Origin of the sequence: Microbulbifer sp. A4B17 (assembly GCF_003076275.1) — a bacterium.
Lineage (GTDB): Bacteria > Pseudomonadota > Gammaproteobacteria > Pseudomonadales > Cellvibrionaceae > Microbulbifer.
This window is the reverse complement of the sequence record NZ_CP029064.1, coordinates 3,888,330-3,902,625: the sequence shown is the minus strand read 5'-3', so window position 1 is coordinate 3,902,625 and position 14,296 is coordinate 3,888,330. Positions and strand designations below refer to the sequence as shown.

At 53.4% G+C, this 14,296-nt stretch carries 13 protein-coding genes; 6 read left to right on the top strand and 7 right to left on the bottom strand.

The features are described from left to right. Positions 1-58: 58 nt before the first annotated feature. From mreC to msrB, 6 genes are all read left to right on the top strand, one after another. Positions 59-901, top strand: a complete 843-nt coding sequence (mreC, locus tag BTJ40_RS17175) for a rod shape-determining protein MreC (RefSeq protein WP_108734240.1) — start codon at positions 59-61, stop codon at positions 899-901. Beyond that, positions 873-1,367 (top strand): rod shape-determining protein MreD, encoded by a 495-nt coding sequence (gene mreD, locus BTJ40_RS17170; RefSeq protein WP_238152042.1) that lies wholly within the window; start codon positions 873-875, stop codon positions 1,365-1,367. Before mreC ends, mreD begins: the two co-directional genes overlap by 29 nt. 97 nt (positions 1,368-1,464) lie before the next feature. Then, positions 1,465-2,076: a nucleoside triphosphate pyrophosphatase gene (locus tag BTJ40_RS17165; protein ID WP_108734239.1), complete on the top strand. Its 612-nt coding sequence runs from the start codon at positions 1,465-1,467 to the stop codon at positions 2,074-2,076. After that, entirely contained in the window at positions 2,073-3,560 is a 1,488-nt protein-coding gene (gene rng, locus BTJ40_RS17160) for a ribonuclease G (RefSeq protein ID WP_108734238.1), read from the top strand. The genes BTJ40_RS17165 and rng overlap by 4 nt, the downstream gene beginning before the upstream one ends. A gap of 81 nt (positions 3,561-3,641) precedes the next feature. Continuing rightward, a complete protein-coding gene (locus BTJ40_RS17155) occupies positions 3,642-7,802 on the top strand; it encodes a YhdP family protein (protein WP_108734237.1) in 4,161 nt (1,386 codons plus the stop codon). Between the two features lie 74 nt (positions 7,803-7,876). Then, positions 7,877-8,419: a peptide-methionine (R)-S-oxide reductase MsrB gene (gene msrB, locus BTJ40_RS17150; protein WP_108734236.1), complete on the top strand. Its 543-nt coding sequence runs from the start codon at positions 7,877-7,879 to the stop codon at positions 8,417-8,419. A 64-nt stretch (positions 8,420-8,483) separates the two neighbouring features. On the opposite strand, the gene yjgA is transcribed toward msrB, so the two are convergent. The 7 genes from yjgA to BTJ40_RS17115 form a co-directional block, all read right to left on the bottom strand. Next, entirely contained in the window at positions 8,484-8,999 is a 516-nt protein-coding gene (yjgA, locus tag BTJ40_RS17145; RefSeq protein ID WP_108734235.1) for a ribosome biogenesis factor YjgA, read from the bottom strand. 30 nt (positions 9,000-9,029) lie between these two features. Beyond that, entirely contained in the window at positions 9,030-10,397 is a 1,368-nt protein-coding gene (gene mgtE / locus BTJ40_RS17140) for a magnesium transporter (RefSeq protein WP_108734234.1), read from the bottom strand. Positions 10,398-10,498: 101 nt separating this feature from the next. Beyond that, positions 10,499-10,768: an HPr family phosphocarrier protein gene (locus BTJ40_RS17135; RefSeq protein ID WP_108734233.1), complete on the bottom strand. Its 270-nt coding sequence runs from the start codon at positions 10,766-10,768 to the stop codon at positions 10,499-10,501. Positions 10,769-10,787: 19 nt separating this feature from the next. Beyond that, entirely contained in the window at positions 10,788-11,648 is an 861-nt protein-coding gene (gene rapZ / locus BTJ40_RS17130) for an RNase adapter RapZ (RefSeq protein WP_108734232.1), read from the bottom strand. A gap of 106 nt (positions 11,649-11,754) precedes the next feature. Continuing rightward, a complete protein-coding gene (gene ptsN / locus BTJ40_RS17125; RefSeq protein WP_108734231.1) occupies positions 11,755-12,216 on the bottom strand; it encodes a PTS IIA-like nitrogen regulatory protein PtsN in 462 nt (153 codons plus the stop codon). A 3-nt stretch (positions 12,217-12,219) separates the two neighbouring features. Beyond that, positions 12,220-12,510, bottom strand: coding sequence for a ribosome hibernation-promoting factor, HPF/YfiA family (gene hpf / locus BTJ40_RS17120; protein ID WP_108734230.1), 291 nt, complete (start codon positions 12,508-12,510; stop codon positions 12,220-12,222). Between the two features lie 197 nt (positions 12,511-12,707). Continuing rightward, positions 12,708-14,171 (bottom strand): RNA polymerase factor sigma-54, encoded by a 1,464-nt coding sequence (locus BTJ40_RS17115; protein WP_108734229.1) that lies wholly within the window; start codon positions 14,169-14,171, stop codon positions 12,708-12,710. Between the last annotated feature and the right edge of the window lie 125 nt (positions 14,172-14,296).

Sequence of the window (14,296 nt, the reverse complement as noted above, 5' to 3'; positions counted from 1 at the left end):
CTTTGTGACTTGTAATGCTCTCACCATCTTTGACTGACCTGCTAAGAGGGGATTGCCTGTGAAACCGCTATTTACCCGCGGTCCCTCTGCCGAATACCGCCTGGGCTTTCTCGCCATACTCGCCATCTCGCTGATTGTTTCCGATCATTACACCAATTGGTTCCAGCCTGTGCGCGAACGTTTATCCGGGATTATTGCCCCACTTTACTGGGTTACGGGTGCTCCTGAGCGCGTTGGCGACTGGGCAGATGAACAGTTTCGCTCCCGTGAGGAGTTGCAAGAGGAGAACAGTCGTCTCAAGCGCCAGGTGCTGCTACTGGAGCAGCGCAGCCAGCTATTGGCTGCCGTCAAAGCGGAGAATACCCAGCTTAAAGAGCTGATGAACTCGGCAGAAATGGTTGACGACCGGGTACTGGTGGCGCAGGTGATAGGCGTTACCCCCGATCCATTGGAGCATGTGCTACTGATCGACAAGGGCCGCGATGACGGCATTGATATCGGCACGCCGGTAATGGATGCCAGTGGATTGCTGGGGCAGGTCATTGAAGCTGGTGATTCCTATAGCCGTATCCTGCTGATTACTGATTCCAGCCACGCTATTCCCGTCCAGGTTCTGCGCAACAGTATGCGCACCGTCGCTGAGGGCACTGGTGACCTGTATCGCCTGAAGTTACGCCATCTAGCCAATACCAGCGATATTCGCGAGGGCGATTTGCTGCTGAGTTCTGGGTTGGGTAGTCGCTTTCCCGCGGGTTATCCGGTTGGGGAGGTTATCTCGGTGCAGAGAGACCCGGGTAAACCTTTTGCGGAGGCTGAAGTGTTGCCAAGGGGGCGCATGAATCGCAGCCGTTTTGTATTGGCAGTTATCGGCAATGGAGGACATTCTGTTGCAAGCGAATAACCGCTGGTTTATCGCGGTCACTATTCTGCTGTCACTGCTTCTCGCGGTTATGCCCCTGCCACAGCAGTGGCTCTGGTTTCGGCCGGCATTTCCGGCTTTGCTGGTGATATTCTGGATTACCCGAATGCCCCAGACCCTGGGGGTGGGGTTCGCTTGGATGATCGGTATTGTCCAGGATTTAGCTACGGGAGCCAGCCTGGGAACCCACGCCCTCGCGCTGTCGGTCCTCGCCTATTTCAGCCTGCTCACTTACCAGCGCACCCGGGCATTTAACCCGGCCCAGCAACTGCTGTGGGTATTTGTTCTTGTTGGTATTCATCAGGTAGTGGGCAATTGGGTGCATGGTCTAGAAGGCAAATCGGTGCCCGGGCTGACTTTCCTATGGCCTGCCCTGACTACAGCCCTGCTCTGGCCTTGGGTGATCCCATGGCTTAGGAGCCTTTCCGGGCGTTTGCACGTTCGTTGACCGTCTCGTCGGCACTGTAAATCAGTGTAAAAAATCGATCACTTTTCGAACAGTACCGCTATAATCAGCCGCTGGCCCACAGGGAATATGTATTAGAGTGACAAAAAGCGCTTCAGACAGTCGACTTCTTCTAGCCTCGGGTTCGCCGCGCCGCGCCGAATTATTGGCTCAAATTGGGGTGTCTTTCTCCCAATTTTCCCCCGCAATTGTAGAACAGCAGCAACCTAATGAAAGCCCTCTTGAGTACATAGAACGCCTGGCTCACGACAAGGCCGTTGCTGGATTTCAAGCTGCTGGTGCTCCAGAAGGGTTCTGGTCCTTAGGGGCGGACACTGTGGTTATGGCGGGTGAGAGGCTGTTGGAAAAGCCCAAAGACTTCACTGACTTCGAATCCATGATGTTGGCTCTATCGGGAACTGAGCATTCAGTATTCACAGCAGTGTGCCTGCGCTCAAATGAGCGTCAGTTTAGCCGCATGGTGGAAACGCGGGTCAGATTCCGTCATTTATCCAAAATCCAGATAGAAAATTATTGGAAGACCGGAGAACCCGCCGACAAAGCGGGTGGTTACGGCATCCAGGGTTTTGGTGCCGCTTTGGTAGAAGGCTTTAGTGGCAGTTATAGCAATGTTGTTGGGCTTCCTTTGGAAGCCCTGGTCCCGATGCTGGAACATGCGGGGATTTCCTATTGGCAGGAGGGCCAATCTTGAGCGAAGAGCTGTTAATTAATGTCGCGCCGACCGAAACCCGGGTGGCTCTGGTAGAGAATGGTGTGCTTCAGGAGGTCTACCTGGAACGCAGTGCGCGGCGTGGGATTGTAGGTAATATTTATAAAGGAAAGGTTATTCGCGTACTGCCTGGGATGCAGGCGGCTTTTGTCGATATTGGTCTCGAGCGCGCGGGCTTTATCCACGCTTCGGATATTGCGCCTCTTGATGATGAGGGTATGGAGGCTCGGGATGCGGAAGTGGCAGACATCCGTGCCCTGGTCCGGGAAGGGCAGTCACTGGTCGTGCAGGTGGTAAAAGACCCGATTAGCAGTAAGGGAGCGCGCTTGACGACACACTTGTCAGTTTCTGCCCGCTACCTGGTATATATGCCGCAAACTCGCCATATCGGTATTTCCAATCGGATTGAAGACGAAAGCGAGCGGGAGCGATTGCGTAAGCTGGTTGAAGCAGCTTCCCTGCGTCTCGCGGAGGAGGGGTTATCCGCTGACGGTGGCTTTATTTTACGCACTGTTGCCGAGGGAGTGAGTGAGGAAGAGCTACTGCGTGATATCCCATTTCTCTACAAGCTGTGGGGGGAACTGGACGAGCGCATTAAAGAGCGCCCAGTGCCTTCGGTAATTTACGAGGACCTGCCACTGTTTATGCGCGCGTTGCGTGACCTCGCACGCCCTTATACCGAAAAGATTCGTATAGACTCCCGTGAGGCTCACGGCCGCGCAGCAGAATTTGCCGGCAAATATGCGCCGGAAATTGCCGGCCGGCTGGAGCATTACCCCGGTGAGAGGCCGCTGTTTGACTTATATGGTGTTGAAGAGGAAATAAGAAGGGCGCTGCATAACAAGGTAACCTTGAAGTCTGGTGGCTACCTGATCGTAGAGCAGACGGAGGCGATGAGTACAATTGATGTCAACACCGGTGCTTTTGTTGGCCATCGCAACCTTGAGGAGACTATCTTCAAAACCAATCTGGAGGCTGCTACCGCAATAGCCCGCCAGCTGCGGCTGAGGAACCTGGGGGGGATTATTATTATCGATTTCATCGATATGAAAGACCCCGAGCACCAGAGACAGGTCCTGCGCACCTTGGAAAAGACCTTGGAGCGGGATCATGCCAAGTCCAGCATTACAGGAGTCTCCGAACTTGGGCTGGTGGAAATGACTCGCAAGCGCACCAGGGAATCCCTGGGACAGATTTTATGTGAGCCCTGCCCTGTGTGTAGCGGGAGGGGAACATTAAAGAGTGCGGAGACAGTTTGCTTCGAGATTTTCCGCGAGATTATCCGCGAAGCGCGCTCTTATGACAGTGAAAAAATTATGGTGCTGGCCGGTCAGGTAGTGATAGATCTCTTGCTCGATGAAGAGTCGGCTAATGTCGCGGACCTTGAGGAATTTATCGGCCGGCCGATCCAGTTCCAGGTGGAGCCCATTTACAACCAGGAGCAGTATGACATTGTTCTTGTGTAATCCATTATTCACCCGCCCGCAGGTGCTCAGTGTCTGTTGTCAGCACTTGGCCGATGTCTGTTCGGTGGCGAGGGTATAGCGATGGTTGTAATACGCTGGATCGCAAGAAAATTCTGGTTGCTGTCGGTAAGTTTGGTGATTGCACTGGCAATCATCGTGCAAACGGGCCGGCTGCTTTCCCCGCAGGTAGAGAATTATCGCCCGCAGATTAGTCGATGGCTGACCGAGCAGCTCGGTGTTCCGGTGCAAATGGATCGCATATCCTTGCGCTGGGAGGCCCTTGAAGTTGCCTTACAGTTGGATGGGCTGCGCCTGGGTGAACACGGCGAGTTGCGCATGGGGCACGGGCTGTTCCAACTGGATCTGCTTTCCAGCCTCTGGAATCGGGAACTGGTCTGGAAGGACCTGCAGATGAACAAGTTTTCCGCAGGACTCAGTCGCGATGAAAATGGTCTCTGGCGCCTGGAGGGCTTCCCCGACGCTCCGCTAAAACTTGAAGGCGGCACTGCACCCAATCCAGAGGTGGCAGATCCGGCTCGTCTCTTCCAGTTGAGCCCCAAAATCCAGATTAGTGATGCGGCTATCACTGTTCGCCTTCCCGATGAGCAGTTGGCTGAAATTAATCTGCCGGAAATTCAGTTGGAAAATAGTGGAGATTTCCAGAGGTTGACCGCGAGGGCATTTATTTCTCGAGAGGGGGAAAATAGCCAAGTTGACGAAGAGACTTTAAGGGTTTTACTGGAGGGGCGTGGCAACCCAAAAGATAAAGAACACTTTTCCCTGCGCGGCTATATGCAGCTCAACGAGTTGCTGCTCGATGAAGATATTGTCAGTTTGCTTCATGAACTTACTCCATTGCCTGACCGATTCCACTGGAGGGGAAAGAAGTGGGCAGACGGTCGCCTGTGGCTTCACAGTGATGCCTTCAGCGGCTATCGCATAGTTGGACAGGTGGATCTGGCTCAGGTTGAAAGCCTGGCCGCTATGGAAAAGGCAGCCGATACTGAAATAGAGGAGCAGACACTGGCTCCGTTGCGCGCTTTTTCCGGAGATTTGTCCGGACGCTGGTTGCCGGGGGAGCACTGGCGATTGGCTTTGCAGGATATTCAAATTGATTGGCAGGACCTGCAGATGCCGCCACTGAACCTGCAGGTCAGCAGCGATCAAGAGGGTTTGGCCCTGATGGCCGATGTGGTCGATCTTGCAGGTTGGAGTGGTATCTTAAATCGCCTGTCACTGCTTGAGGGGGCTGCCGATGAGTGGTTGCGTGCGCTCAAGCCCAGCGGCCAGTTACACCGAGTGCGTCTGCGAGCAGGTGCTGACCAGCAGTTAGAGATCAGTGCAAACCTGAAAGATATTTCGGTTGAGGCGTTCCGGGGAGCCCCGGCTATTGACCAGCTGAGTGGATACCTGCGGGTTGAGGGCACTAACGGTCGGGTTGAACTCGATGGCACTCCCCTCGGTGCGCACTTTCCGAGCTTGTATAAAAACGCTTTCGGGTTTGAGCAGGCCAGCGGCACCATCGCCTGGAGTGTTAATAAGGAGTTGAACGAAGTCAGTGTCTTTTCGGGACCACTGATGCTGGACGGGGAACTTGGCCAGGTTGGTGGCCAGTTTATGCTGTCACTTCCTTTTTACGCTCAGACAAGGCCGGCAGATCTGGTCCTCTCCCTGTCATTGAAAGATACGGGAGTGGTTACCCAGGAAGAGCTGGTGCCATTTGTTGTCAGTGATGATTTGCGCAAGTGGTTGAAAACCGGTCTGGGCAAGGATAATCAGGGGCGAGTTGAGAGTGCGGCCTTTATCTATCGCGGCAGTAGTTATCGCAAAGATGGCAAGGATGAAGCCCTTAGACTTCTCGGCGCTCACGCCAAGCGCAGAACTATTCAGTTGGCGCTCGACTTTTCTAATGCGAGCTTGGACTACGCCAGTGACTGGCCCGGGGTCAGGAGCGTTGACGGTCGCTTGTTGCTGGATGATGACACTGTGCGGGTCAACGCTGACAGAGCCAAGCTTTGGAATATGGATGCGGGGAATATTCATGTTGCGGTAATTCCCCAGGCAGGCGGAGGTTCGCGCCTGGATGTGCAAACTGACGTGACTGGGCCCGCAGCCGATGGGCTGCGACTGTTGCGTGAATCACCTCTCAGGGATCACTTAGGCACGGCCTTTGATGATTGGACCCTTAACGGGCAGCTTGATGGCGCTGTGTCTTTGACTCTGCCATTGGGACAGGCATCGATAGAGCCTAAACAGCAGGTTGAACTCAACTTAAATCGTGCTGCTCTCGAACTGGAAGGTCTGCGCCTGAATACGACCGAGCTGAGAGGCTTGGTTAAATATGACACCAGGTCGGGTCTTGAGGGGACCCGGCTGGATGGCAAGTTGTGGGGACGGCCACTAACTGCGCGTATCCAGCACTTTGGTGAAGGGGATGCACGGGATACCCAGGTGGTTATCGATGGCAATGCGCTGGTTGAATCAGTACACGCTTGGAGTTCGCGCCCGGAGCTGCAATGGTTGGAAGGTGAGATGGATTACCAGGCTTTGGTTACCATCCCTGCAAAATCAAAGGAAGCGCCTTACGCCGCAGTGTTTGAACTCACTTCCAACCTCGCTGGTGTGGCTGTAAACCTGCCTGAGCCCCTAGGCAAGACTGCGGAAGTGGAAACCAACTTTGTATTGCGTGCGCCGATTGGAGAGCAGGGCAGCCTGTTCCATATGGACTACGGAGAGCATTTGCAGGGGCAGTTTTGGCTCATCAATGGAGAGTTGGATCGCGCTGCAATCGCGTTGAATGCTGAGGCAATTCTGCCCTCTAATCGAGAGTTAACAGTCACCGGGGATATTTCCAGTGTGGACCTTCCCCGTTGGAAGGCGCTGTTGGGTATTTATCAATCCTCTGAGCCGGTGAGCCCAAGCGAAGATAATGCCGCTGTTGATGCAGAAGAAAAGCCCGTAGAAGTCGCCGAGGTGGTGAGCGAGCCGATCCCGATACGACTGGATCTCAGTACCGATCGGTTGCAGTTGGGCTCTGTGGATATTGAGCATATCCATGTTACCGGTGAAGGAGTAGGGGCAAACTGGAAGCTGAAATTTGATAGTGAAAGGGTTGCGGGTGATCTAACTGGAGTGTTGGATGGCAGCGCTCCGCTGCGCTTTAAACTCGCTCACTTACGTCTTCCTCAGCCAGAGAAGCGGCCTGGGTTTGATGAAGAGGTGTTGTCTCTGGACCCCTTTATGGAGGAGGTGGTATCGGACCCATTGGCGGAGTTTGATTTTACCAGTTTGCCGCAGATCGATTTCAGTACTGAAAGCCTCCAGGTTGGTGAGGAGGCGCTGGGTCCCTGGTCGTTTAAGCTGAGGCCATCAGCAGATCGCCTGGTGGTGAGTGATATCCATGGCGCGGTAAGGGGGTTCCGTCTTGAGGGACAGGGCAAACACAGTGGTGAGGTAGGTGCAGAACTGGTGTGGATGAGGGATTCTGAGGGACAGCAATCCTCGCAGTTTATCGGTCGGTTGGTTGCTGATGATCTTGCAGATATCCAGCGGAAGATGGGCCATGAACCGTTGATTGAGAGCAAGTCTGCGAGCTTTGAAACTGCTTTGAAGTGGGCCGGACCTCCAACCCAGCTAAAAGGTAGTCTTCTCTCTGGAGAGCTCAAGATTGATATTCGCGACGGACGCTTCCTGCGTTCAACCGGCGCGACGGGCTCCACTGTATTGCGCCTACTGTCACTGTTTAATTTTGATACCTGGGCCCGGCGTTTGCGCCTGGATTTTACCGATCTCTACAAAAGTGGTATGGCCTTTGATCGGGTGCGTGGTGAAGTGGTCTTTGAAGGCGATGGCCAGCTCCTTATCGCAGTACCCATCCAGGTGGAGGGGCCCACCAGTGAGCTGCAGATGGCGGGAAGGGTTAATTTAATCCGCGAGGATCTGGATTTAACTTTGGTGGCTACTTTGCCAGTAGGCAACAACCTGGCTCTGGTTGCAGCCTTGGCCGGTGGTCTGCCTGCAGCTGCTGGTGTCTACCTGATCAGTAAGGCATTTAAAAAGCAGGTTAAAAAGGTCGCCAGTGTCAGTTACCGAATTAGTGGTGGCTGGGCAGACCCGCAAATGCGATTTGAGAAACTGTTTGATGGAGATGGCGCCAAACGTGAGGGCGCGGTTCTGGAGAATGAGGAGAATAAGACACAGGTTGGGGTCAGTTCTGAAGAGAAGTCCCCACCTGCAGCCTGAGTTTTAATATCCAGGGATAGCGTGCAATAGCCATCTAATCTTAGTGATGATCCCCTGTGAAAGGAGCACTGTAGATGGCGTTGTATTCATTATTTCCCTTCCTTCTTTTTACCGCCGTCACTCTTTCTGCGTGCTCTGAGGCAGATGACCACCAGCGCGACCAGACGATGACAGTCGCTCAAGCTGAGAAGCATATTGCCGAAGGGACAGACCTCGATCAGATACCGAAGTCGGTATGGAAGCAAATTTTACCGGAAGACCGCTATAAGGTACTTTGGAAAAAAGGCACTGAACGGGCTTTTAGTGGAAAGCTTCTGTACAACAAAGAGAAGGGGGTCTACGTCACTGCGGGCTGTCGTTTACCAGTTTTCAGCTCCGAGCAAAAATATGAATCGGGCACCGGTTGGCCAAGTTTTTGGGATGTTGCCTACCCACAAAATATTGTTTTAAAGGACGATTACAGCTGGGGATTGAAGCGAACGGAGGTGCTGTCGAAGTGCGGGGAGCACTTGGGGCATGTCTTTAAAGATGGTCCAGGGCCAACCGGGCTTCGCTATTGTCTCAATTCTCTTGCCCTGGATTTTGTACCCGCCCCAGGGGATAAGAATGCACCATAATTCCCTGTAGTCTGAGTGGGGGCGGGGCGCTGACTGCTAGTTTACACGACAGCGCCCTGAGACCTTATTCTGCTTCCTGAATAAAGAAGTCGCGAAGATAGCGGAATAGCTTACGCTGATTGGTTGGTGGCTTATTATTTTTGATTTCCCTGTGGGAATCCCTAATCAGTTGTCGCAGTTGCTGGTGGTCGACACCAGTGTATTGATTGAAGAATTCGCCTTGGGCACTGTTGCCCTCTTTCAGCAGCCGTTTGCGCCAATCCTCGGCCATTTTGTCGAATCGCAGGTGCTGTTGGTCTCGCTCTTTAAAGCGGTTTAATATCGCTTCAATGGCCTCTTGGTCGGCACTGCGCATCAGCTTGCCGATGTACTGCATTTGACGCCTGCGGGCCTCGTTGGATTTGATCCGGTGCAGGGTCTCGATCGCTTCCTGAAGGTCCTCGTCAATGGGGACTTCGGCCAGCTGGGCCTTGGAGAGTTCGGTCAGCTGCTTGCCGAGATCCTGCAGTTCATGCATTTCCTTTTTGACCTGAGTTTTACTTTTTGGCAGGTCGCCATCGTAATCGTCGTATTCGTACATCTTCAATTCGCTTTCGGTAGATAAGGGGGCTTAGGTAAAGTACCAGGTAGCCAAGCCCAGAAAAGACATAAAGCCCACTACATCGGTGACTGTAGTCAGGGCTACCCCGCCGGCCAGTGCGGGGTCTATATTCATGGCGCGTAATGCAACGGGTAATATGGCTCCGGCGAGTGCGGCGGTTAACAGGTTGATTATCATGGCAGCAACGATAATGACCGCAATCCATATATCGCCAAACCACATGGCGGTTATCAGTCCCATCACCAAAGCCCAGAGCAGGGCGTTGAGCGCTGCAGAGCCCAATTCACGGGAGAGCAGCCAACTCAAGTTGCTACGCCCTATCTGGCCCAAGGCCATACCGCGAATGACAACCGTCAGCGTCTGGCTGCCGGCCACGCCTCCCATACTGGCGACAATTGGCATCAGGACTGCCAGTGCTACCACTTTGTCCAGGGTATTCTGGAAGAGGCTGATTACCCAGGAGGCGAGAAGTGCTGTGAGCAGGTTTATACCCAGCCATACGGCCCGTCGCCGTGCGGTGCGTCTTACGGGGGCGAAGGTATCTTCCTCTTCATCGAGGCCAGCGAGGCTCATCAGTGAGTGATCCGCATCTTCGCGGATTACGTCTACCACATCATCAATGGTAATACGCCCTAGAAGACGATTGTCCTCATCGACTACGGGAGCGGTAATCCAGTCATACTTTTCAAATAGCCGCGCAACTTCGGTGTCGGGCATATCTGCCGGAATTGGCTCCACATCGGTATTGACCACTTCGCGAACTGTTACCGATGGGTCGGTAGTAAGGAGTTTGGACAGTGGTAAGAGGCCGATATACTGGCCCCTGCGGTTAATAACAAAAAGGCTGTCGGTGGACTCTGGCAACTGCTCATGGCGCCTCAGGTAACGAAGTACTACATCCAGCGTAAGGTTGGGGCGGACAGAGATGGTGTCTGTATCCATCAAGCCGCCGGCAGTGCTCTCATCGTAGGCGAGGACACTTTCAACCCTGAGTCGGTCGGTCTCCGTCATCGACGAGAGCACTTCGGCAACGACTCGCTCTGGCAGCTGCTGGAGTATATCGGCGATGTCGTCGGCATCCAGGCCTTCCATCACCTCTACCATTTCCTCGGTATCCATAGTGGCGAGAATCTGGCTGCGCACATCGTCGGTGAGTTCCTGCAGGACTTCACCTTCTATTTCCCTGTCCACCAGATTCCAAAGCACTTGGCGAATACGCGGTGGGGAGCTCTCCAGCAGCTGCGCAATACTCTGGGGAGTCAGGGTCTTGAGCATGCGCCGAACTTCTTGCCCTGTACCGCTATCCAGCGCGGCATACAGCTCACCCAGCTGATTCTGCGCGCGGAATTTAATTTCGGCTTGGGGGGAGCTGGGCACAACAAATCCTTACTGCTAATGGTGAATGTGGGAGGTGGTGAAAAAGCCCAATGATTAAAAATTTATGGATGAGCCTTTTCCCGGCAATAGTATACCGGCCTCTATTCGGCTTCGCCGAATCGATCGGAGATCAGTGAGCTGATAGCTTCCAGGGCAGCCGTTTCGTCAGCGCCCTCTATTTCCAATTCCAGCTCTGTGCCCTTGCCTGCGGCCAGTAACATCAGGGCCATAACGCTTTTTCCATCTACGGCCTTGCCCTGGCAGTGCACTTTGATATTGGAGCAGAACCGAGAGGAGGTCTGAGCGAACTTGCTTGCGGCACGGGCGTGCAAGCCGAGTTTGTTGATGATGGTAAGCTGGTGTTTCTGCATAGCTCTGGTTGGCGAAAATTTATTTTTGCTGTTCCCGGTGGCGGATCTGCACATTATCGAACTCTTTGGAAAACTTCTTTACCAGCTGCTCGACCATGTACACAGATCGATGCCGCCCTCCAGTACAGCCGATAGAGATACAGGTATAGCTGCGGTTACTTTTCTGGTAATAGGGCAGCCAGTTCTCCAGAAAGCCGGTTATGTCGGCCTCCATCTTTGCTGTCTCAGGGTGTGAGCGCAAGAACTCCGCAACCTCAATATCCTTTCCGGTTTTTTCCCTAAGGGCCGGCTCCCAATAAGGGTTGGGTAGGCAGCGGAGGTCAAATATCAAGTCCGCATCTACAGGTACCCCATGCTTAAATCCAAAGGATTGGAACAGGATTGCCATACTGCTTGATTGTTCACCGACAACGCGGTTTTTTATCAATTCGCGCAACTGGTGCAAGCTCAGGGTACTGGTATCAATAACCATATCCGCGATAGTGGAGATGGGGGTGAGCAGCTCTTTTTCCTGATTGAGAGCTTCGAGCAAATGAGTGCAATCGTTGCTGAGGGGGTGTTTGCGCCGTGTCTCGCTGAATCGCTGAACCAACACCGGCTCGCGGGCATCGAGGTAGATAACATCGCACTGGACACCAGCCTCGCGCAGGGACTCAATAACGCCCGGAGCCTGTCTGATGTCCTGCCAGAGATTACGGGCATCGACACCCAGGGCCAGCGGGGTATTTTCTTTAGGCGGCTGTGCTCTTACCCGTTTAACCAGCTCCGGGAGCAGACTGGTGGGAAGGTTGTCGATGCAGTTAAAACCGACATCCTCCAATAGCTGTAGGGCAGAACTTTTGCCGGATCCAGAGCGGCCACTAATTATCACCAAGCGCATAGAGAGCCCTTCTCTTTGGTCAAGTCTTTATTATTCCGCTTGCTGCACTACCCGGGCACCGGGGGCGCATTTCAGTGCTGGGCGTCAGTCGTTAACCGAAACGTCCTCAGGCGGCCGCAGTGCTGTCAATAGCTAGGGCATAGAGCTCATCACTACTTTGTGCCTGCCTTAGCTTATCTCTTACCAAGCTATCGGAAAACAGAGCGGCAATCTCTGCCAGCGTATCCAAGTGCTCCTGTTCCGCATCTTCGGGGACCAGGAGAGTAAACAGTAAGTCGACAGGTTGGCGATCGACAGAGTCAAAATCTATGGCGGGCTGAGTGGTGCAGAGAACCCCGATGGGGCTATCACAGCCGGGCAGCCTGCAATGGGGGATGGCGACACCATCACCTATACCGGTGGAGCCCAGGCGCTCACGGGCGATCAGCTGGTTAAAAACTGTATCGGAGTCGTGTTGGGGATATTGTTCGGCGATGGCCTGGGCAATATTGAGCAGTAGCTTTTTTTTGCTGCTCCCCGCCAGATGGCAAAGGCTGAGGCGGGGAGAGAGTAATGCTTCCAGTGTCATAGTTCAGCGATGGTTCTGCAACTTCTCTTTGTGTTTTTTCAGTTGGCGGTCCAGCTTATCGGTGAGCGCATCAATTGCCGCGTACATATCTCTGTCCTCAGATCCAGCACAGAGGTCGTGACCATTGATATGTACTGTCGCTTCAGCTTTTTGGATCAGCTTCTCGACAGATAAAATAACCTGCGCGTTGGTGATGTTGTCGTAATGCCTGGACAGCTTCTCCATTTTGCTTTCGCAGTAGCTGCGCATAGGTGAGGTAACGTCGACGTGGTGGCCACTGATATTGATCTGCATGGATTTCTCCTTAACGGTGCATCACAAGCCGGCACTCACCCCCCTATCGGGTCGCAACCCTACTAGGAAGTGGGCCAGAATGGAAGGATACACTCAAATTTTGGGTTTTGGTTGCAGGCTGGGCGGTGGAGGGCGCCAGCAGGTGGTGACTGCTGGTGAATCGTGGGTCAAAATAATTGGTCGGCCAGGGGAGGGCACTAAATTAGCCGTTTCCTTTCGCTTGACGAGGGGATACCCATGGATTCGCGGTATTTCGCTACCGTTCGGCGCGCAACCTTGATGCCCTGTTTATCCAATTCCTGGGTGATTTTATTATCTGAAAGCGGTTTTCGTGGCACTTCACTATCAATCAGTTTACGAATAAGGGCCCGAATAGCAGTGGATGAGGCATCTTCACCGGAATCTGTGCTGACGTGGCTTGAGAAGAAGTACTTGAGTTCGAACACCCCGCGTGGTGTAAGCATGTATTTCTGGGTGGTCACTCGGGATATGGTGGATTCATGCATGCCAATGGTTTCAGCAATGTCTGCCAGAACCATCGGTCTCATTGCTTCTGGGCCTTCCTCAAAAAAGCCTTGCTGCTTATCCACAATGGACGTAGCGACTTTTAGTAGGGTGTCGTGGCGACTCTGTAAGCTCTTAAGGAACCAGCGTGCCTCCTGAAGATGGTCCCGAAGGAAGTTATTTTCCTGCGAGTTATCAGCCCGTTTTACTAGAGAAGCGTAGTGGCCATTGATACGGATCTTGGGGGTAATCTCCGGGTTCAGCTCGACAAGCCAGCGATGCTCCTTGCGAGACACAATAATATCGGGGATGACATAGGCGGGTTGTTCGCCGTTAAATTCTTCTCCTGGGTTAGGGGTGAGGGTTTGGATAAGGCGAATTACCTCGCCGAGCTGGGCTTCATTTAGGCGTGTACGTCGGCTGAGCTGCCTGAAATCTCTTTTCCCTAGTAATTCCAGGTGGCGCTCAATAATGGTCTGCGCTTCTTTTAACCAAGGAGTTTCCTCTGGCAACTGGTGGAGCTGGAGTAACAAGCACTCCTGAAGGCTCCGTGCGCCGCAGCCGGCAGGTTCGAATTGTTGTACGGCTTTTAGGACTGCAACCACCTCATCCTCTTCAACTTGAAGGGAAGTTGCAACGTCATTAACGCTGGTGTTGAGCAGGCCATTTGGGTTTATGGCATCAATGAGGTGCTCGCCAATCCACTTGTCATGGCTGGATAGTGCAGTGAGATTTAATTGCCAGAGCAAGTGATCCTGGAGTGTGTCGGTGGAGGTGTTGCGCTCGAAGTTGGGGTCTTCGCCCTCCGAAGGAGCGCTGTAGCTGCTGTAAATATCGTCCCAATGAGAATCAACCGGCAGCTCTGTGGGGATATCCTGGCTCCAGTCTGTCTCTCCGAGCTCTTTTTCCTCACTGGCGGTGTGGTTTATCTCTTCACTTGTGGTGGAGGGTGGCAGTTCTTGCTGTCCGTTAGTCTCTGTGTTTGTTGTTGGAGCCAGATCCTCACCTTCAGCCTCCAGCATTGGGTTGCCGTCGAGGGCTGCCTGGACTTCCTGCTGTAAATCCAGTGTTGAGAGTTGCAAGAGGCGTATTGCCTGTTGCAACTGCGGGGTCATGGTTAGCTGTGTGCCGAGCTTGAGCTGGAGAGACTGCTTCATAGTTTAGGGGTGCAGGCCAGTGCGACAATGGGGTTGTCAAAGTTAACCCGAGATGGCGCAGACTACCCCGGCCTACAAACTATTACAAGCAATAAGCGTGCCGACTATTGTGATTTGAGGAGTCA